Source organism: Campylobacter sp., from assembly GCF_052169515.1.
Taxonomy (GTDB): Bacteria; Campylobacterota; Campylobacteria; order Campylobacterales; family Campylobacteraceae; genus Campylobacter_A.
This window is the reverse complement of sequence record NZ_JBQNCH010000003.1, coordinates 33,111-53,192: the sequence shown is the minus strand read 5'-3', so window position 1 is coordinate 53,192 and position 20,082 is coordinate 33,111. Positions and strand designations below refer to the sequence as shown.

The following is a 20,082-nucleotide window of genomic DNA, read 5'->3' as shown; positions in this document are numbered from 1 at the left end:
GTTTTTCCTTATTTATGTGGCTTTAGCTTTTGATATAAATCAGGGCGAAAGTACCTTGTTTTGCAGTGAGCCATCTTGTTTTTTAAGTTGTGGATTTTAGCATGATTACCCTTTAAAAACTCTGAAACCACAAAGAGAGATTTAAAATTATCAGGTTTTGTAAAAGATGGAGCTTCAAGCAAATTATCCTCAAAACTCTCCACTTCAAGACTCATATCGTTTCCTAAAATCCCAGGAACATTTCTTGATATAGCGTCGCTCATGCAAAGTGCGGGCAGCTCACCACCAGTTAAAATAAAATCACCTATGCAAAAAACTTCATCTGCCCAAAGCTCAACAACACGCTCATCAAGCCCTTCATATCTACTACAAACAAAGCAAATATGATCTTTTTTAGAAAGCCTTTTTGCATCATTTTGGCTAAATTTTTTACCAGCTGGCATCAAAAATATCACATGAGCATTTTTATCTTTTTCTTTTACAAATTTTATTGACTCGTCTAAGGGCTGCGGAAACATCAAAAGCCCTGCTCCGCCTCCAATCATATAATCATCGACTTTATTATGCTTATCTTTGGTAAAATTCCTTGGATTTATAAAATCAATTTCGATAAATTTATTACCAATTGCACGTTTTAAAATAGAATCACAAAAGTAAGGTTTAACCAAATTTTCAAAAAGGGTAATAAATGTAAATTTCATGAATTTTCTAAGATGTCTTTCGAGCCTTTTACTAAAATCTCTCCACTATCTAAATTTACACTTACGATAAAATGCTCTAAATATGGAATGTAAAAATTCCTCGGCTTGCCACTAGCAATAAGTCCTTCATCTGTTTTTACATATAAAAGCGAATTAGCAAAATTATCCTGAATATCTTCTACAATACCTAAATTTTCTCCATTTTCTACAACCTTTAAACCTATGATATCAAATTGAAAAAATTCATCTTTTTTTAATTTGCAGTTTTTTCTAGTGAGTTCTTTTGTGGTGTAGATAGTTTTATTTACAAGTGTTTTAGCAAGGTCTAAGTCATCAAAATTTTCAAACAAAACCAGCTCTTTTTGTCCATTATAGTCTTTTATGGTAAGCTGATCATTGTTTTTATCAAAAAAAGTTACACCTTTTTTAAACTGTTCTGGAAAGTCGCTCTTGTTGTGAAGTTTTAAATAACCCTTTAAACCAACACATCTTCCGATAGTAGCGACTTCAACAATATCACTATTCAATAGCTTTTACCGTTACCCTATAACTTGTATTATCTTTGGCTTTACAACCAATAATAACGGTCTTTATAGCATTTATCATTTTGCCGTCTTTACCGATAAGTTTTCCAGTATCAATCTTGTCAGCATTTATGATAATTTCAACAAAATTTTCACCAAGTTCCTGACGCTTTATAGTCACCTTTTCAGGAAAATCGGCTATTAACTTGGCGTATTCGTATAAAAAATTTTCAACCATTATTTTGTAATTTGTGCAACTCTATCGCTAAGTTTAGCACCGACGCTTTTCCAGTAATCCAATCTCTCTTTGTTGAAATTTATAACATTTGGCTCAACCATTGGGTTGTAATAACCAATGCTCTCTATCCAACCGCTATCGCGTCTTTTTCTGCTATCTGTAACAACTATACGATAAAAAGGTCTTTTTTTACGTCCCATTCTTGTTAGTCTTACTACTGTTGCCATATTATATTCTCCTCTTGTTTTTAAATAAAGCTTAAATTTAGATAACAAATATCCAAATTTAAACCATTTTATCAAACAGGTCTTTTTAAATTTGCTTGAGAAAGCATATTTGCAAGTCCTTTTGCTCCACCTTTTCCTGAAAATTTCTTAGCAAGCTTCGAAGCATTTTCGAACTGCTTTAAAAAACGATTTACCTCTACTTGAGATAGCCCAGAACCAGCTGCCAAACGCCTTTTTCTGCTATTGTTTAAAAGGTCTGGATTTTCACGCTCTTTTTGTGTCATAGAGTTTATCATAGCCTTAATATGCAAAATTTCTTTTGAATTATCAAGATCTATATCTTTTATCTGATTTGCAATATTAGAAAGTCCAGGTATCATCCCCATCAAAGACTTCATGCTACCAAGCTTTTTAACGCTTTCCATTTGATCTAAAAAGTCGTTAAAGTTAAACTGACCTTTTTTTATCTTTTGATTTAGACGTTTCGCCTCTTTTTCATCTATAATAGTCGATGTTTTCTCAACCAAAGTAGCTAAGTCACCCTCACCCATTATACGGCTTACGATACGGTCTGGTATAAAACTCTCGATATCAACAACTTTTTCACCAGTACCGACAAATCTAAGTGGGATATTTAGCTGTTTTGCGATACTAATAGCTACGCCACCCTTTGAGTCAGAATCAAATTTAGAAAGGATAACTCCAGAAATTCCCAAAATTTCATTAAAACTTGTAGCCGTTTTTACGGCGTCTTGACCACTCATAGCGTCAGCTACGTAAAAAATTTCATGTGGATTTATCGCATTTTTTAAATCTTTTATCTCTTGCATCAACTTTTCATCGATCGCAAGACGACCAGCGGTATCCACTAAAAGCACGTCATAAAGACCACTTTTTGCTTTTTCTAATGCCTCTTTTGCTACTTTTATAGGGTTGTTTTCATTTTCTATATAAAAAAGATCGATCTCATTTGCAACGCAGAGCTGTCTTAGCTGCTCAACTGCCGCTAATCTTTGCAAATCACAAGCCGCAACTAAAACTTTTTTCTTTCTTAGTTTTAGATAATTTGCAAGTTTGATAGTTGTCGTTGTTTTACCGCTACCTTGTAATCCAGCCATTAAAACAATGGTCGGTGCAACTGGCGCATAGACAAAGCCTTGGTTACCAGGAGCTGTTAAGATAGTAGTTAAATTTGACTTGATCGCATCTAAGAAATTCTTTTGGCCAACGCCAGTTTGTTTTAGCTCGCTTTCGATAGATGCGAGTAGATCTTTGGTGACTTTGTGGTGAACATCAGCTTTTAAAAGAGCTTTTTTAAGCACGTCAAGTGCGTTTTTTAGAGCTTTTTCGTCATCTATAAAACGTATCTTACTAACGGCTAATCTAAAAGACTCGCTAATTTGTTCGAACACTAATCACCTTTCTAAGTTGTTATTAAAGGGCGTATATTACTAAATAATTTCTTTATTGCTCTTTAAATTTCAAATTTATTAGATAGCTCAAATCCAAGAGAGTTAAATTCTCTTGGGATCGGCGCTTTAAATTTATAGTTTAAAAGAGCGATAGAATAGGCATGCAAAAACATTCTATTTGCCCTATTTTTGCCGTACTTCTCATCACCAACGATAGGTAAATTTAAGCTAGCCAAATGCACTCTTATCTGGTGCGTTCTGCCTGTTTTTATGGCAACTTTTACAAGAGTTTTTTTGCCAACAACCATGAGCGGTGAAATTTCACTAATCGCCTCTTTACCATCTTTTGATATCTTTGAAATGGCGCCATTTTTATTTTTTATCGTTAAGATCGGCTCATTTACGACCACTTCCTCGCTCATGATGCCCCTAACTGCGGTCACGTAAATTTTCTCAACCTTCATCTTTTTAAACTCGTTTATAGCAAGACTCGCAAATTCGTCATTTTTTACAAGGAGTAGCACACCGCTTGTGTCTTTATCGAGTCTATGAAGGAGTGGAAATTTATAAATTTGGCTGATTTTTTCGCTAGTCACGGCAGCTGGTTTACTAATAGCTATTAAATTTTCATCTTCAAAAATAACACTTGGCTTTGGCATCTCTTCAACGCTAAATTTAGTATTTTCACTCATCAAAGCACGAGCTATCATCACCTTTTGCCCCTTGGCATAGACTAGTCCGCTGTCGATCAGCTCCTTTGCTTCGTTATTTGAGATGTTTTTTTGCTTGGCTAAAATTTTATACGCTTTTTCTTCACTCATAAAGTGCTCCTTATGTCTTCTATAATCGCATCAGCGCTTGCTTGCACAGATATCCTGCTCTTTTTGGCCTCACCATCCATTATGCCGCCAATCTCGCTTGCCTTTGCGATATAGATGTTTTCAACTAGGCTAAATAGCGCCTTTTGGTTAAATATAAACTCGCCGCTAATTATCACTGGGTTAAATTTCGCGCACTCGATTGGGTTATGCCCACCGATATTTGGCACAAAACTGCCTCCAAGCACGACTATATCACTGATAGCATAAACATTTACAAGCTCGCCAAGAGTGTCAAGTAAATTTACCTTTGCTTCAAATTTATGCGTTTGACTAAATTTCGCAAAGATAAAATCATGCTTTTTAGCGTACTCGCTAGCTAGCTTTCCAACCTCCGTAAATCTCTCAGGATGGCGTGGTGCGATAATTAAAAGATCGTTTTCTTTTAAATTTAAATTTGCTAGTATCATCTCTTCTTCGCCAGCATGCGTGCTTGCTAGTACGATCACTCTAGCTTTTGGCTTTTCATAAATTTTACTCACGCTTGGCAAAAATGCAGCTTTTATATTGCCAGCGACCTCTATTTCACCTGCCCCAAGTGACTTTAGGCGCTCTTTATCAAGCTCGCTTTGGGCGTAAATTTTATCTATAAATTTAAAAAGATATCTGTAAAAAAAGCTAAATTTCAAGTAACTTTTATAGCTTCTATCTGAAATTCTAGCATTTATGAGTATCACGCGACTGCCTTTTAGCTTTGCTATGAAAACTAGCATAAGCCAAAACTCAGCCTCAAAAATGACTAAAATTTTGCTCTTTTTTAACCAAAATGGCAAGAAAATTTCAAATGGCAAAAATCTTGTGTTAGAACAAATTTTACTTGCCGCTTCAAAGCCCGTATTTGTTACCACGCTTATGGCCTTGCTGTCAAATTTTTGCATCAATGGTTTGAGTGCTTGCACCTCGCCAAATGAGCAAGCATGAAAATGCACATCCGCGTCTTGAAATTTGGAGTTATTAAAGAGAAAAAAACGTGCTGGGATCGATCTTTGATACTTTTTTTTAAAACTTAAGATGAGTAAAAAAATAGCCCCAAAAATATAGAGTATTGAGGCTAAAAAATAATATATTATTATCACGAAAGTGTGTTATTGCTCTTGTTTGTATAAAATTCTACCACAATGCGGACATGTAACGATATCTTCGCCTTTTATAACCGAAGAAAAAGTTTTGTCATTTATCTGCATAAAGCAACCATAGCAAGCTTGCTTTTTAACAGGCACCACAGCTGTATTGTGAGCCCATTTTCTTATCTTTTCATAAAATGCGAGAATTTTTTGATTCATTGCAGCAACAAGCTTATCTTTTTTCGCATAGACCTCTTTGCGTTCTTTTTCAATACTTTCAAGCTCAGATGAAGCATTGCTTTTTATCTTTTCTAAATTTCCTTCAAGCTCGGCTTTTTTGGTATTTAGCTCATCCTTTTGACTGTTTTTATTATCTATTAGTTTTTCAAGTCTAGCTATCTCTTCATTTGCTGCTTCAAGCTGCTCTTTCGCAATATCTTCTTCAAGACTTAAAGCTTTTATCTCTTTTTCATTTTTTGCGCTCGAGCTTTTTTTAGCTACGTCTTTGATCTTTGCACTAAACTCAGCAATATGGGCATTTGTGCCTGATTTTTGAATCTTTAGATCACTCATTTCTTCATCTAGTTTTGCTACATTAGCTGATATAGTTTCACACTCTTCCTCTATGCTTTTATAGGCTTTCTCGACTTCTTGTATGCGTGGCGTAAAACCATCTATTTGTCTATCAAGATCAGACAATTCAACTAATTGTTGTAAATATTTATTCATAATGTTTCCTTTTTTGTTAGCAATATGTAAATGGATTTTTAGAATTGCTTATTATAACTTCAATTTTTAGATTTTGCAAATATTTTGCCAAAAAATCACTAAAATAACGCTCACTTTCATAGTGGTTTATATCGATCAAATTTAGTCCATTTTCCTTTGCATAAAGGGCTTGGTGATACTTTAGATCACCCGTTAAAAAGGCATCTGCTTTGACCTCTTGGATGAGATCTGCGCCGCTTCCAGTACAGATACAAATTTTAGAAATTTCATCTTTTGCATGAACCGCTCTTAAATTTTCTAGCCCAAGTTTTTCTTTTACAAATTTGCAAAGCTCGCTAAAAATCATCTTCACATCAGCATAGATCAAAAAGCCATCTTTGCTTGAAATTTCAAGCCCCAAAATCTGCGTCACAAATTTTTCATTTAAAAAGGCAAGATCAGCATTTGTGTGAAGCGAGATGAGCGAGATATTTTTTATCATCATCTCTCTTATGAGTGAGCTTGGATAAAAGCTGTAATCTAAGCTTTTTAGACCTTTAAAAATGAGCGGATGATGAGTGATGATGAACGAGTTTGGCAAAACATTTTGCAAAAGTTTACTATCTAGATCAAGACTTAGATAAATTCGCTCGAATTCGCTATCAAATGAGCCAACTTGCAAGCCGCTATTGTCCCAAGACTCTTGGCTCGCAAATGGGCAAATTTCATCTAAAATTTTATAAATTTCAGCTATTTTCATCAAATTTTACTTTTCTTCCAAACTTTCTTTGTAGGTTAGCGCACACTCTTTTGCAAGCTCACGAATTTTTAAGATGTAGTCTTGCCTTTGTGTAACACTTATCGCTCCGCGCGCGTCAAGAACGTTAAATGTATGAGCCGCAAGCATGCAATAATCATACGCCGGCAGCGAAATTTTAGCCTCCAAGCAACGCTTGCACTCGCCAAATGCATTTTCAAACTGGTTAAAAAGCATATCAACATTTGCCACTTCAAAGTTATATTTACTCCACTCATACTCGCCTTGCTTGTGAACGTCGGCGTAGGTTACTATATTGCCATTTGAGTCGTCCCAAACGATATCGTAAACGCTATTTACGTCTTGTAGATACATGGCTAAGCGCTCAAGGCCGTATGTTATCTCGCCAGATATGAGCTCGCATGCGATGCCGCCCACTTGCTGAAAATAGGTAAACTGGGTCACTTCCATACCATCTAGCCAGACCTCCCAGCCAAGTCCCCAAGCACCAAGCGTCGGACTCTCCCAGTTATCTTCAACAAAGCGGATGTCGTGATTTTTCAAATTTAGACCAAGTCTTTCAAGGCTTTTTAGATAAAGCTCTTGGATATTTTCTGGACTTGGTTTTATGAGTACTTGAAACTGATAATAAGCGCCAAGGCGGTTTGGGTTTTCGCCGTATCTACCATCAGTCGGACGGCGGCTTGGAGCTACATATGCGGTCGCCCATGGCTTTGGTCCGAGGCTTCTTAAAAATGTCGCCTGATGATATGTGCCTGCACCTGCTGGCATGTCGTATGGCTGAAGTATGACGCAGCCTTGCTCTTGCCAATAGTTTTGAAGCGTTAGTATTATTTGTGAAAATGTCATTTTATCTCTCCTCATTAGTTTGGCGACTTAGGTTTATTGTGTTTTTATATAAAATATTTCGCCATTTTTTATGGTTAAATTTTATCTATTACTCGTATATAAATTTTACTTCTTGCTCTATGCTTGGATTTAGACTGCGCCCAACGATACACTGCTTGTCAAAAGCCTCTTTTATAACTGCCCTTGTGCTTGGTGAAAATTCGCTTTTTAAATGGAAATTTAGAACGATTTTCGTGATTCTAAAGTCGTTCATATCAACCTCTTTTTCCACCTCGGTATAGCAACCTACGAAATTTTCGCCGCACTCTGCCACCCTGATGGCCATTATCGTCATCGCACAGCTAGCAAACGCTGCAGCTAACATCTCTGCTGGACTTAAATTTTCGCCAAGACCAAAAGGACCTGGTGCGTCAGTAAAGATTTCTTTACCGTCGAAATTGATTTTATTTCTTAATTTTGACTCACTTATTACTTTTATATTCATTTTTAACCTTTCAAAAAAAATATTCACTAAAGCCTTCAGGCCATAAATTTAAAAGCTATCCTCTAAATTTACAATCCCCATAAACTACTTTTGTCCGTTAAAATTTTCAACTGCTTGGTTCCACATAAGCTTGTATTTTCGTTTTAAAAACTCAACTTCATCTTGTGAAATTTTAAGCTGTTTTGTGAGCGTCTCGACCGTTTTTCTATCTTCGTCATAGAGCTCTTGCATCGAAATGAGTGCCTCTTTTAAAAATTTATTCTCATTTCTTAAGGTCTCTAGCGTCTCGTCCTTTGCGTCAAGCACCTTTTCGTGTAAATTTAATATTGTTCCGATCGTCTTTTCAACAAAGCTGATACCATCTTGGCCTTGCAGTTGCATAGATAAATTTTGCGAAACACTAGGCACAACACTCATCGTTCCCTCGCTCGCTTCTATCAAAATTTCTCCATTTTCCTCTTTGGTTTTCAAAACGCCACGATTTATCATATCTTCGATAACTTCACGCTCCAAGTGCACAAGTTTGCAAAATTCATCAACTCCAAGATAGGTCTGCACCGCTTCTCCTTTTTTACAGTATCACTTCAACCTTTGAAGAGTCTTCCTCTAAAGCCTTTACTTTCGCCTCTCTATCGGCTTTTAGAGCACTTGCCAGACTACTATCTTCAAGAGCTAAAATTTGCACCGCCAAATAGGCTGCATTTATAGCACCGGCCTTGCCGATAGCTAGAGTTGCCACTGGCATGCCACTTGGCATTTGTACTGTTGAGTAAAGTGCGTCAACGCCGCTTAAAGCTGATCCTGCCATTGGTATGCCGATAACTGGCTTGGTTGTATTTGCAGCGATCGCTCCAGCTAAGTGAGCTGCCATGCCTGCAGCTGCGATAAAGACCTTTGCACCCTTTTTTTCAGCATTTGTGACGTACTCACTCGTCCTTTTTGGACTTCTATGAGCTGAGCTTATTATCAACTCATATTTTACACCAAATTTTTCAAGAGTTTTTGCCGCCTCACTAACGATCTCGTAGTCACTCTTACTTCCCATTATAATAGAAACAAATTTCATATTTTCTCCCTCAAAAAGCTAAATTTTGGTAGCTTGGCACCAAGACTTATCTCGTTTTCATTGCCACTATGAATTTCGCTCATAACTTTACCTTTTTTAGTTATAAGCTGTTTAAATTTGATAAATTTCTTACCATCTTGTGAATAAATCTCAGAAATTTCATTTTCACCATCTTCTATAACCGACCCAGTAGGAGCCACGATCTCGTAGCTGCTGCCTGGAAAAATTTTATATTTGCACTTAAAAAATTCGCCATCTTCACTTATGGCATTTACCTGATGTGTGCCCTCTTCTAGGCTACTAACGTGATTTTGCGTATCTATTCTCTCATAAGGTCTATGCACTAAGTATCCATCCGTAAAACCACGATTTTTAAGTGTATTTATCTCATTTTCATAAATTTGTGCGTCAAATTTACCATCCATGGTATCATCTATCGCCATTTTATAGGCTCTTGCTGTGCAGGCTGCATAGTACTCACTCTTTGTGCGACCCTCTATCTTAAAGCTATCTATCACACCGCTATCAACGATCTCTTTAATGTGGGAAATAAGACTAAGATCCTTTGAGTTCATAATGTGAGTGCCGTTTTCATCCTCTTCTAGGCGAAAAAGCACGCCACTCTCTTCATTTTTAGCATAGAGTTCGTATTTAAACCTGCAGTCGTTCGCACAGCTTCCGCGATTTGACATGCGTCCGCTTTGCACTGAGCTTACTAAGCACCTGCCAGAGTAGGCAAAGCACATCGAGCCATGGACGAAAATTTCGATATCAAGGGTTGGAATTTCCTCTTTTATCTTTATAACATCTTTTAAATTCATCTCTCTAGCCACAACAATGCGTTTTGCGCCCATATCGTGATAAATTTTTGCATCAAGCACATTCATAACGTTTGCCTGAGTTGAGAGGTGTATCTCGATATCAGGGGCAATAGCCTTTGCTAGACTCATGACTCCTGGAGTTGCAATAATAAAGGCATCTGGCTTCATAGCCGAGATAGTCTCTAAGTGGCGTTTTAGTGGCTCGATCTGCGAGTTAAAAGGAAAAGCATTTATGGTTGCATAAAATTTCTTTCCCTTTGCATGTGTGTAGTCTATCGCCTCTTTAAACGTTTCAAGGTTAAATTCCCTCGCCGATCTGGTCCTTAGCGAAAAACTAGCCACCGAACCATAAACAGCGTCCGCTCCGTATTCAAGGGCGATTTTAAGTTTTGTTAAATTTCCAGCTGGAGATAAAAGCTCAGGCCTTTTTAGCACTATTTTTTACCTAGACTTTCTATCAAGGCTTCGATGTCGTCGTTGCTCACAAGATTTTCAGTAGTTGTATCACCTGCGATGTGAACAGCTGAGCCAACACGTTTATCATCGTCGATTTTACCTTCAAACAAAGTATTCATGTATTTACTTAGAGCTCTCATAACGTTGATAACACGCTCGATCTTTTGTCTATGAATGTCTTGATACTGCATCATATCCATAGCCATCATTATCTCATCTTGTCCCATTTGTAAATTTCCGATGATGTTATCAATCGTACCAAGAAGTGCATTGTTTTTCTCTAAAGCTTCGCTAAATGCGGCAATATTTGGAAATTTCTGGCTTAATGTCGTAAATAGTTCGATGTTTGAGTTTATCGCATCTTTCAGGCTATTTGAGTCACTCTCAGCGTCCATAAAAAAGTTATTTATCGTCTCAAGCTTATCAAACATCTGAGTAGCTTTTTCTTCGCTATCCCTAGTCACATCATCAAGCTGATGAACCATTTTGTGGTCTTCTGTTGGTGGTGGTGGTGGCCAAACACCATCTGCACTCACCCTGTAGTTTTCTCCCTGCTTTGATATATTTTCTACTGTTGATTGCGGCTCGGCTGTTTTGGCACTGATTGCCTCTGCAACTTCTGCTACCTCGTCTATATCCTCTTTGACGTCCGCAGTCTCTTGGCTAGCATCGTCTTTAGCATCCTCTAAATCGTCCAGTCCGCCAGCCATAAGCGCGTCAAGTTCCTCTTGGGTCATAAAAGCTCCTAATAAAATTTGCCCTGATTATATAGGATTTAAATAAAAAGTAAGTTTAAAAGCGCCTTTTTATCTTTAAAATTTATCAAATTTTAGATAGCATTTTTCAAAAATAAACGACTTTAAAAGGCAAAAAATGACCGTCGATCTCCACAATCACACACCGCTTTGCAAACATGCAGTCGGCAAACCAAGAGAGTATGTGCAAAGCGCGATAAAAGCAGGTACAAAATACTTTGGCTTTAGTGACCACGCTCCGATGAAATATGATGAAGCTTACAGGATGAGTTTTGATGAGATGCAAGGCTACGAGGAAGAAATTTTACGTTTAAGAGATGATTTTAAAGGTGAGATAGAAATTTTACTTGGCTATGAGATGGATTTTTTAGATGGTTTTATGGACGAGAGAGTTTTTAATAGAAAGGTCGATTATCTAATAGGCTCTGTGCATTTTTTTAATGGCTGGGCATTTGACAATCCTGAATTTATAGGAGGATATGCTGGCAAGGATTTAGACCAAATTTGGCAAGTGTATTTTGATCATGTTAAAAGATCAGCCAAGCTTGGCAAATTTGACATAATGGGGCATATTGATCTACTTAAAATTTTTAAATTTTTACCAAAAAAAGATATTAGAATTTTAGCGCGTGATGCGATAAATACGATAAAAGAGGCAAATTTAGTAGTTGAGATAAATGCAGCTGGCTTTAGAAAGCCTATCGGCGAGCAATATCCAAGCGTAAATTTACTAGAGCTTATAGCCGAAAAAGATATAGCTATAACTTTTGGCTCAGATGCTCACACAAAAGAAGATATCGGTAAAAATGGCGAAATTTGCGAGCAAATAGCTAGAGATTTAGGCTATTCAAAATGTGCTATTTTCAAAAACAGAGATAGAGAATTAGTAAAATTTTAGATTGGGTTCAAATAAAATATAAATTTAATCTTAAATATTAAGTTTTATGATAGAATACGAAAATTAAAAACCAGAAGGAGAAAAGAATGGGAAAATTTGTCCAAAACGTAGATCATTTTTTTGATTTTTGTAAAGAAAATGAAGTCAAATTTGTAGATTTTAGATTTACCGACTTAGGCGGTGCATGGCACAGCATAAGCTACAACATAAAAGCAGTTACAAAAGATCATTTTACACACGGCATACCGATGGATGCTAGCTCTATGCATGGCTGGCAGCCGATAGATAAAAGCGATATGCTGATGAAACCAGAAGCAACAACTGCCTTTTTAGACCCATTTACCTCAGATATCACAATAGTCGTTTTTTGCGACATTTTTGACATCTACAAAGGCCAAATTTATGAAAAATGCCCTCGCTCAATTGCAAAAAGAGCAATGCAATATGTAAAAGACAGTGGGCTTGGTGATGAGGCATATTTTGGTCCTGAGAATGAATTTTTCGTATTTGATAATGTAAAAATCATTGACAGTCCAAACTGCGCGATGTATCAAGTAGATAGCGAGGAAGGCGAGTGGAACGACGCTGCTGACTTCAAAGACAGCTACAACACAGGTCACCGTCCACGCAGAAAAGGCGGCTACTTGATGACTCAACCTATCGACAGCATGGTAGATCTAAGAGCTGAAATGATGCAAGTTCTAGAGCAAGTTGGACTTGAAGTATTTTTAGGTCACCATGAAGTCGCTCAAGGTCAAGGCGAAATCGGTGTAAAATTTGGCAACCTAGTCGAAGCTGCCGATAATGTCCAAATTTATAAATATGTAGTTCGTATGGTGGCTCATTTAAACGGCAAAACTGTTACATTTATGCCAAAACCACTTTACGGCGATAATGGTAGCGGCATGCACGTACACCAATCAGTCTGGAAAGATGGCAAAAATTTATTTTACAAAGAAGGCAACTACGCAAATTTAAGTGATTTTGCAAGATACTATATAGGCGGAGTTTTAAAACATGCAAGAAGCGTCGCAGCCTTTACTAACCCGAGCACAAACAGCTATAAACGCCTAATCCCAGGCTTTGAAGCACCATCTATCCTGACATACTCTAGCCAAAACCGCTCAGCTAGCATACGTATACCTTATGGCGCAGGCGAAAACTCAGTAAGAGCTGAGATGAGATTTCCTGATAGTACAGCAAACCCTTATCTGGCCTTTTCAGCGATGCTAATGGCAGGACTTGATGGCGTTAAACACAAATACGAACCAGTTGGTCCAATGGATGAGAATTTATTTAAACTTCATCTTGATGAGATCAGAGAACGTGGCATAGAGCAGCTTCCGCACACACTTCGTGGCAGCTTAGAGGCACTAATCCGCGACAACGAATATCTAAAACCGATAATGTCTGATGATTTCATCGACACATATCAACACGTTAAATTTGAAACTCAGGTTTGGCCTTATGAAGCACGTCCAACCGCTTATGAGTTTAAAACTTGCTTCTCTTGCTAATCTAACAAATTTTTGCCTTGGCACACACGCCAAGGCATTTTTTAAAAATTCATACAAAAATACAAAATATTTAACATAAAATTTTATGTAGATCTATAAAAAATTTTTATCTACTCTCATTAAACTAAAATAAAAAATTTTTAACCCAATTTAAAGATATAAATAATCATAAATTTATACCTTTTTTTATAAAATCCATAACCGAATAATAAAAAAGGATGTTCTCTTGCAAGCACTAGCCTTAAAATACCGCCCTAAAAATTTTGACGAGCTTATCGGTCAAGAAGCAGTTAGTAAAAGTCTAATACACGCGCTTGATGAAGGTCGTATCAGTCATGCATATCTATTTTCAGGGCTTAGAGGAAGTGGTAAGACTTCAAGTGCTAGGATATTTTCAAAAGCTTTAGTGTGTGAAAAAGGACCTACTTCAAAACCATGTGAAGTATGTCCGCAATGCATCATGGCTAACGAGTCAAGGCATATGGACATCATTGAGATGGATGCGGCTAGCCACAGAAAGATAGACGATATAAGAGAGCTGATCGAGCAAACAAAATATGCTCCGGCAATGGCAAGATATAAAATTTTTATAATTGACGAAGTACACATGCTAACCAAAGAGGCTTTTAACGCACTTTTAAAAACACTTGAAGAGCCGCCAAGTTATGTAAAATTTATCCTTGCGACGACTGATCCATTAAAGCTTCCAACCACAGTGCTTTCAAGGACACAGCATTTTAGATTTAAGCAAATAAGCAGATATAGTATCATTAAACATCTTGAATTTATTTTAAGTAAAGAAGGCGTTCACTACGAAAAGGACGCACTTGAAATTTTAGCAAGAAGTGGCGGAGGATCACTAAGAGACACTTTAACACTTCTTGACCAAGCTATAATTTACGGAGCAAACAATGTCACAGCAAATGGCGTAGCCTCAATGCTAGGACTCCTTGACCCAGATAAGATCGAAGAGATAATCGCCCACATACTAAATCACGATAAAAATGCGATCAGAGTGCTTGCAACAGAACTTGAAAGCTACGATCCAGAGATGATAATAGATGAAATTTTGGCAAATTTAAAACAAAAATTTGTAGAGAATGACTCCAAAATTTCTTTATTAGTTTACGAAAGATTTTTTAGAATTCTAGCTCAAGCCAAAGGTATGCTAAACATAAGCAGCGACAATGGCTTTGTGCTAATGCTAATGCTTTTTATGATGATAGAAGCATTAAATTTACAAGACATTGATGATGCGATCGATGTGGTTGTCTCAAAAGACGATGAAAGCTTAGTAAGAGCTACGCAAAGCAACAACCAACCAGAGCAAATAGCTCCTGCAAAAAAACAAGGGCCGTACGAACTATTTTTAACCAAAATTTATGATAGAAATTACGATCTTGGCGATTTTTTTAAAGAATTTGTAGAATTTAGCTTTTTTAACAATAATGAACTTGGGCTAATAGTAAATGCAAAGGATGAAAATCTAGAGTATTTTAAGAAAAACTGGAAAATTTTAAACGAGATATTGCGTACACTTTTTGGACAAAATGCAAAGATAGTAAATGCAAAAAGCGACGAGCCAAAAATACAAACTCAAACATCTCAAGTGGCTTTAGAAAACGATACTAAAAGCGAGCTAGACGAGCTAGACGCAGAAATTTCAAAGCTAAATGCAGATAATGTCGAAGCTAAAAATGAGCCAAAGGTTGAGATAAAAAGCGAACTGCAAAACGAGAAAAATAACTTTGCTTTGATGCTAAATAAAGAGCCAAAAACGCCAGAAGAGCTTCAAAAACAAAGAGAGCAAGGAATACTAAAAGAAGCTAATAGGCTCTTTGGCGAGCCAACTATCGAGAGCTAGTCTTATCTTTACCGCTAGCCTCTAGCCTCTTTTTTAGTGCCTCTTTTTTGCGAAGTTCAAGCGCATAAGCTTCATTTAGTGCATCCTCACCATCTAAATTTGCTCCGTCTAAAAATTTACGATAGTCTTCAAACTGCCTATTTTTTATCCCCCAAAGCACGCCAAAAAGCAAAAGTGCTCCCATTAAAACTGAAATCAAAACAAGCATTGCAAGAGTCGTTGTATCCACTATTTATCCTTAAATTTTCTAACTATAAAGAGCGAGTTTAGTATCACACTTAGCGAGCTTGCCGACATGAAAAGTGCGGCAAATAGCGGCATAACATAGCCACACACAGCAAATGGCAAACTAAAGGCGTTATAAAGCAGGCAAAAGAGTAAATTTTGCTTTATCGTTTTATAGGTAAATTTTGAAATTTTTACCGCTTTTGCAAGACAATGCAAACTATCATCAAGCAATACCACGTCGCTTTTTTCTAGGCTTATAGCAGCACCACTACCCATGCAAATAGCCACATGAGCAAGGCTAAGTGCGGCTGCGTCATTTATACCGTCCCCCACCATCAGCACATTTTTGCTCTGCTCTTTTAGTTTAGCTATAAATTTAGCCTTTTCATCAGGCAGCATCCCTGCCCTAAACTCACTCACACCAAGCTCATCTGCCACGTTTTTTACGACATTTTGTACGTCTCCACTTAGGATACACACCTTCATGCCATCGCTCTTTAGCTCGTCTATGAGGGCTTTTGCTTCAGGCTTTACGCCATCTTTTAGATAAAATTTCGCCACCAACTCACCCTGCCTGCCCACAAAAAAGCTTACATTTTCTTCACTCTCATCAAATTTCACCCCATTTTCAGCCAAAAAGCGCCTACTTCCAGCCACAAAACTCTCTCCGGCAATATCAGCACCAACTCCCTTTGCCACGCTTAAATTTGCATTTTCAAGCTCTATTTTTTTAGCACCTTTTTGCTTTAAAAACTCTGCCACTGCCACGCTTATTTGGTGGTTTGAGATGAGGCAAAGTGAGTAAATTTTATCAATACTCACGCCATCTTTTATAAAAAACTCGCTCACTTCAAATTTAGCCTTTGTAAGCGTCCCAGTCTTGTCAAAAACTGCCACATCGCACTTTGCAAGGCTTTCAAAAAATTTAGTCTCCTTAAAAAGCACCTTGTTTTTAAAGGCTACTCCAAGGGCACAAACGCTGCTAACTGGCGTGGCAAGGGCAAGCGCACAAGGGCAAGCAATGACGATGACGCTCACAGCTGTGACGATCGCTTCTGAAAAGCTAAATTTAAAGTACCAAAACCAAAATGTAAAAAATGCCAGAGTTAGCACGCCAAGAGAGAATTTTGAGGCGATCTTATTGACTGCTAGCTCGATATTTGGCTTTTTTAGCTCTGCGTTTTGGAGTAAATTTATTAGTTGATTGAGGTATGAGTTTTTAAAAATTTGCCTTGCTTCATAGACTATCTGCCCATTTAGGCATACGACGCCGCTTTTGACCTCTCCTCCAGCTCCTAATAAAACTGGTAAACTCTCGCCTGTTAAACTTGAGCTATCCACACTTGCCTCACCACTAAGCACCCTTCCATCAAGCAATGCTCTCTCACCTGATCTAAGCACGATCTTTTCGCCTAATTTTACATCCTTTGGCTCTTTTAAAATGTCCCTACCATCCTCTAAAACGCAGACTTTTGCTAACAACATGTCATTTAAAAAATTTGAGGTCTCAAGTGCCTTTTTTTTACCTAAAATTTCTAAAAATTTACCGATAAAAACAAATGTTATGATCATCGCGACCGAGTCAAAATAGCTCTCGCCGCTTCTTGTAAACATCGCAAAAATCGAGTAGATATATGTGATGCTGGCTCCAGTGATGACGAGCAAGTCCATATTTGGCGAGGCGTTTTTTATGGCTATTTTCGCCCCTTTAAAAAACTCGCTGCCAGTGTAAAAAAGTACAGGCGTTGCCAGCACAAACTGCGCAAAGCTCAAAAGATCCTTCACGTCGCTTCTCATACCACTAAAATAGCCGCCATACTGTGCGATCGCCAGCCACATGATATTCATCGTGGCAAAGATGCCAACAAGCGCTTTTGCGTAGAAATTTCGCCTCTTTTTGACTAGCTCGTCCTCTTTCTCGCTCACCGCATAAGCTTTTGGTATATAGCCAACGGCGTAAATTTTCCCCACTATCTGCTCCACCAAAAGCTCTTGCTCGTCAAAGATAATTACCGTCTTTTGGCTAAGCGAGTTAATATTCACCTCCAAAATTCCAGGCAGGCTAAAGAGCGCCTTTTCTAGCAGCCAGATGCACGCCGAACAAGTAATGCCATCAATAAGAAACGAAATTTTAGAAAACTCACCCTCTTTTGTCACTAGCTCACTAAAATTTGCTGCTAAATTTTTGACATTTGCACCACTGCTAGCAGGATTTAGCGTGTTTTTGCCAAGTCGCTCATAAAACTCGCTAAGGCCGCTTTCATTTAAAATTTCATATACACCCTTGCAGCCAACGCAGCAAAATTTAAGCCCGCCTTTAGCCTCTATCATCGCGCTTTCATCAAAGCTTTGCTTGCAGTGAGAACACCTGCACTTCACGGACGCTTCTTTTTAAGCTGGTCTAAATAGCCATATATCGTGATCTTTGAGACATTTAGCTTGGCTGCTACGACCTCGATTGCGCCCTTTATGTTAAAAATGCCCTTTTCGTTCATAAAGCCAACAAGTTCGAGCTTTTGCTCTTTTTTGAGTTTTTTGCCTTCATTTTTGGCGATGATCTTGTCGATTAAGTCTAAGACGATCTTTGTCACATCGTCATTTTGCTCGTTTTCAGACTTATTTTCGCTAGTTTTTAAGAAATTTTCAGCCACTTCAAAAAGGCTCTTTGCCACGCTTGCATCGACATTTACGCATATCGCTCCTATGATCTCGCCTGCCTCATCTCTGATAAATGCAGTTGAAGATTTCACCAGCTTTTCATCCTTATTAAAAAAGTAATTCGCCATGTAGTCGTCTTTGAAATTTTTACTATTTAAGACCTCACTTACAAGGCGATCAAAGCTTTGTCCGACCTTTCTGTCAGTGACATCGCCAGCTACGTAGACGACTGAGTGCTGCGGGCTTGAGAGATCGTGCAACACGACTTCGCAGGCAAATGGTGAGCTTTTTTGTATGAGATTTGCCGTTGAGATAAATGCCTTTAATATATGGTGCATAAGGCGCCTTTTGTTTTTGTTTAAGTTTAGCCAAAATACTTTTAAAATTTTTGATAATAAAAATATAATTTTTTATGAAAATTTATGAAACCGAAATTTCAAAAAAAAGAAAAAGGCTCACTACGCTTTGGCGGCCGAACACAACGGCATCCTCTACATCTCAGGCCAGCTTAGCATGGACCCAGAGACTAGGCAAATTCCAGAAGGGCTAAAGGCTCAAACAAGGCAGGCTTTAAAAAACCTTGATAATGTGCTAAAACTAGCAAATGCAACTAGAAATGACGTCTTGATGTGCAGAGTCTACACATCAAATATCGACTTTTGGAATGAGATCGATGATGAGTATGCGCTATTTTTTGGCGATCACAAGCCAGCTCGCGTCATAGTGCCGACAAACAAACTTCACTTTGGCTGCCTGCTAGAGATCGAAGCCACAGCCATACTTGATAGAAAATTTTAAAAGGAGCAACAATGCCTAAATTTATCTGCTCAAAATGCGGCAAGAGCGCAGATTTTGAGACGTCTATATTTGCGTGCGAGTGCGGTGGGCTTTATGATCTGGAATTTAAACCAGTCAAATTTGATCTAAATTTGATCGATCAGCGCGAGTTTAGCCTCTTTAGATACCGCGAGTTTTTCCCTATCAAAAACATCAGCCTTGGCGAAGGGCTAACAAAGAGCGTGAAATTTGATGACTCACTCTATCTCAAAATGGACTATGCGATGCCAACGCTCTCCTTTAAGGATAGAGGTGCGGTGATACTTATTTGGTTTTGCAAGAGCCACGGCATCAAAAATATCTTGCAAGATAGCAGCGGAAACGCTGGAAATTCAGTCGCCGCCTACGCTGCTAGAGCTGGGATCGAGTGTGAAATTTACGTCCCAAAAGGCACAAGCGAGAAAAAGATAAAGATGCTTGAATACTACGGCACAAAGGCGGTTGTCTTTGACGGCACTCGTGACGAGACGGCGGATGCTTGCAGAAAAAGGGCAAAAGATGAGGGCATATTTTACGCAAACCACGTGTTTAACCCGCTCTTTTACCAAGGCACTAAAACATATATATATGTATATATATATGAAATTTACGAACAACTTGGCTTTGTCCCTGAAAATTTATTTCTGCCAGTTGGCAATGGCACCTTGCTAATAGGCTGCGAGATCGCTTTAAAAGAGCTTTTTGAGGCTGGAGTGATCAAAAAACTACCTAAAATTTTCATCGTTCAAAGTGAGAAGTGTGCGCCATTTTTAGGGGCAACAAGCGAGCCACTTGCTATAAATGCCAAGCCAACTTTGGCTGAGGGCATAGCGATTGCAAAACCTGCCAGGGGCGCTAAAATTTTATCTAGCGACTACACTGGAGAGCGCGAAGTGATCATGATAAAAGAAGATGATATTGAGCCAGCTAGAAATTTCTTAGCAAGCACGGCTTTTACGTCTAGCACACCACAGCAGCCATCTACGCCGCCTACGCAAGCTACGTAAAATCGCATAAGATAGAGGGCAAAAGCATAATCTCGATGTGCGATGCTGGACTAAAAAGCGAGTACTAAATTTAAAATTTGCAGGCTCTTTTGCCTGCAAATTTGCCTACTTTAGCGACTTTGGTCGTGGCATT

General features: G+C 38.1%; 23 protein-coding genes. 5 read left to right on the top strand and 18 right to left on the bottom strand.

What is annotated here, in order from left to right:
- Nucleotides 1-8 precede the first annotated feature (8 nt).
- The 15 genes from trmD to ACTTKV_RS01420 all read right to left on the bottom strand — a co-directional run bounded on the left by trmD (nt 9) and on the right by ACTTKV_RS01420 (nt 10,943).
- Complete coding sequence (gene trmD / locus ACTTKV_RS01490) at nt 9-701, bottom strand: tRNA (guanosine(37)-N1)-methyltransferase TrmD (protein ID WP_442548910.1); 693 nt, start codon at nt 699-701, stop codon at nt 9-11.
- On the bottom strand, nt 698-1,228 hold the full coding sequence (gene rimM, locus ACTTKV_RS01485) for a ribosome maturation factor RimM (RefSeq protein WP_442548909.1): 531 nt from the start codon (nt 1,226-1,228) through the stop codon (nt 698-700). Before rimM ends, trmD begins: the two co-directional genes overlap by 4 nt.
- Nucleotides 1,221-1,463 (bottom strand): KH domain-containing protein, encoded by a 243-nt coding sequence (locus ACTTKV_RS01480; RefSeq protein WP_442548908.1) that lies wholly within the window; start codon nt 1,461-1,463, stop codon nt 1,221-1,223. Before ACTTKV_RS01480 ends, rimM begins: the two co-directional genes overlap by 8 nt.
- Nucleotides 1,463-1,690: a 30S ribosomal protein S16 gene (rpsP, locus tag ACTTKV_RS01475; protein WP_009293992.1), complete on the bottom strand. Its 228-nt coding sequence runs from the start codon at nt 1,688-1,690 to the stop codon at nt 1,463-1,465. Before rpsP ends, ACTTKV_RS01480 begins: the two co-directional genes overlap by 1 nt.
- 71 nt (nt 1,691-1,761) lie before the next feature.
- Complete coding sequence (ffh, locus tag ACTTKV_RS01470; RefSeq protein ID WP_442548907.1) at nt 1,762-3,102, bottom strand: signal recognition particle protein; 1,341 nt, start codon at nt 3,100-3,102, stop codon at nt 1,762-1,764.
- A gap of 62 nt (nt 3,103-3,164) precedes the next feature.
- Nucleotides 3,165-3,923: an RluA family pseudouridine synthase gene (locus tag ACTTKV_RS01465; protein WP_442548906.1), complete on the bottom strand. Its 759-nt coding sequence runs from the start codon at nt 3,921-3,923 to the stop codon at nt 3,165-3,167.
- Nucleotides 3,920-5,056 (bottom strand): lipid IV(A) 3-deoxy-D-manno-octulosonic acid transferase, encoded by a 1,137-nt coding sequence (waaA, locus tag ACTTKV_RS01460; protein WP_442548905.1) that lies wholly within the window; start codon nt 5,054-5,056, stop codon nt 3,920-3,922. The genes ACTTKV_RS01465 and waaA overlap by 4 nt, the downstream gene beginning before the upstream one ends.
- A 9-nt stretch (nt 5,057-5,065) precedes the next feature.
- Nucleotides 5,066-5,773, bottom strand: a complete 708-nt coding sequence (locus ACTTKV_RS01455; RefSeq protein WP_442548904.1) for a zinc ribbon domain-containing protein — start codon at nt 5,771-5,773, stop codon at nt 5,066-5,068.
- A gap of 16 nt (nt 5,774-5,789) precedes the next feature.
- Nucleotides 5,790-6,512 (bottom strand): Nif3-like dinuclear metal center hexameric protein, encoded by a 723-nt coding sequence (locus tag ACTTKV_RS01450; RefSeq protein ID WP_442548903.1) that lies wholly within the window; start codon nt 6,510-6,512, stop codon nt 5,790-5,792.
- 6 nt (nt 6,513-6,518) lie between these two features.
- On the bottom strand, nt 6,519-7,379 hold the full coding sequence (gene glyQ, locus ACTTKV_RS01445; RefSeq protein ID WP_103593256.1) for a glycine--tRNA ligase subunit alpha: 861 nt from the start codon (nt 7,377-7,379) through the stop codon (nt 6,519-6,521).
- Between the two features lie 88 nt (nt 7,380-7,467).
- On the bottom strand, nt 7,468-7,863 hold the full coding sequence (locus tag ACTTKV_RS01440) for an OsmC family protein (protein WP_442548902.1): 396 nt from the start codon (nt 7,861-7,863) through the stop codon (nt 7,468-7,470).
- An 84-nt stretch (nt 7,864-7,947) separates the two neighbouring features.
- Nucleotides 7,948-8,421 carry a DUF3972 domain-containing protein gene (locus tag ACTTKV_RS01435; protein WP_442548901.1) on the bottom strand — a complete coding sequence of 158 codons (474 nt, stop codon included), beginning with the start codon at nt 8,419-8,421 and terminating at the stop codon, nt 7,948-7,950.
- A 13-nt stretch (nt 8,422-8,434) separates the two neighbouring features.
- Nucleotides 8,435-8,929, bottom strand: coding sequence for a 5-(carboxyamino)imidazole ribonucleotide mutase (gene purE / locus ACTTKV_RS01430; RefSeq protein WP_442548900.1), 495 nt, complete (start codon nt 8,927-8,929; stop codon nt 8,435-8,437).
- Complete coding sequence (locus ACTTKV_RS01425; RefSeq protein WP_442548899.1) at nt 8,926-10,185, bottom strand: peptidase U32 family protein; 1,260 nt, start codon at nt 10,183-10,185, stop codon at nt 8,926-8,928. Before ACTTKV_RS01425 ends, purE begins: the two co-directional genes overlap by 4 nt.
- Complete coding sequence (locus ACTTKV_RS01420; protein ID WP_442548898.1) at nt 10,185-10,943, bottom strand: chemotaxis protein; 759 nt, start codon at nt 10,941-10,943, stop codon at nt 10,185-10,187. The genes ACTTKV_RS01425 and ACTTKV_RS01420 overlap by 1 nt, the downstream gene beginning before the upstream one ends.
- 136 nt (nt 10,944-11,079) lie before the next feature.
- On the opposite strand from ACTTKV_RS01420, the gene ACTTKV_RS01415 reads away from it, so the two are divergent.
- The 3 genes from ACTTKV_RS01415 (at nt 11,080) to ACTTKV_RS01405 (ending at nt 15,240) form a co-directional block, all read left to right on the top strand.
- Entirely contained in the window at nt 11,080-11,859 is a 780-nt protein-coding gene (locus ACTTKV_RS01415) for a histidinol-phosphatase (RefSeq protein ID WP_442548897.1), read from the top strand.
- Between the two features lie 86 nt (nt 11,860-11,945).
- Nucleotides 11,946-13,376, top strand: coding sequence for a type I glutamate--ammonia ligase (gene glnA, locus ACTTKV_RS01410; protein WP_442548896.1), 1,431 nt, complete (start codon nt 11,946-11,948; stop codon nt 13,374-13,376).
- A gap of 226 nt (nt 13,377-13,602) precedes the next feature.
- Complete coding sequence (locus ACTTKV_RS01405; RefSeq protein ID WP_442548895.1) at nt 13,603-15,240, top strand: DNA polymerase III subunit gamma/tau; 1,638 nt, start codon at nt 13,603-13,605, stop codon at nt 15,238-15,240.
- On the opposite strand, the gene ccoS is transcribed toward ACTTKV_RS01405, so the two are convergent.
- From ccoS to ACTTKV_RS01390, 3 genes are read right to left on the bottom strand one after another with little or no spacing between them, the layout of a single operon-like run.
- A complete protein-coding gene (ccoS, locus tag ACTTKV_RS01400) occupies nt 15,227-15,469 on the bottom strand; it encodes a cbb3-type cytochrome oxidase assembly protein CcoS (RefSeq protein WP_442548894.1) in 243 nt (80 codons plus the stop codon). The two genes, ACTTKV_RS01405 and ccoS, sit on opposite strands and share 14 nt — an antisense overlap.
- On the bottom strand, nt 15,469-17,847 hold the full coding sequence (locus ACTTKV_RS01395; RefSeq protein WP_442548893.1) for a heavy metal translocating P-type ATPase: 2,379 nt from the start codon (nt 17,845-17,847) through the stop codon (nt 15,469-15,471). Before ACTTKV_RS01395 ends, ccoS begins: the two co-directional genes overlap by 1 nt.
- Entirely contained in the window at nt 17,844-18,464 is a 621-nt protein-coding gene (locus ACTTKV_RS01390; protein ID WP_442548892.1) for a helix-turn-helix transcriptional regulator, read from the bottom strand. The genes ACTTKV_RS01395 and ACTTKV_RS01390 overlap by 4 nt, the downstream gene beginning before the upstream one ends.
- Nucleotides 18,465-18,591: 127 nt before the next feature.
- Between ACTTKV_RS01390 and ACTTKV_RS01385 the strand changes: the two genes are divergently transcribed.
- Nucleotides 18,592-18,924, top strand: coding sequence for a RidA family protein (locus ACTTKV_RS01385; protein ID WP_442548891.1), 333 nt, complete (start codon nt 18,592-18,594; stop codon nt 18,922-18,924).
- Between the two features lie 11 nt (nt 18,925-18,935).
- On the top strand, nt 18,936-19,949 hold the full coding sequence (locus tag ACTTKV_RS01380; protein WP_442548890.1) for a pyridoxal-phosphate dependent enzyme: 1,014 nt from the start codon (nt 18,936-18,938) through the stop codon (nt 19,947-19,949).
- Nucleotides 19,950-20,082: the final 133 nt, after the last annotated feature.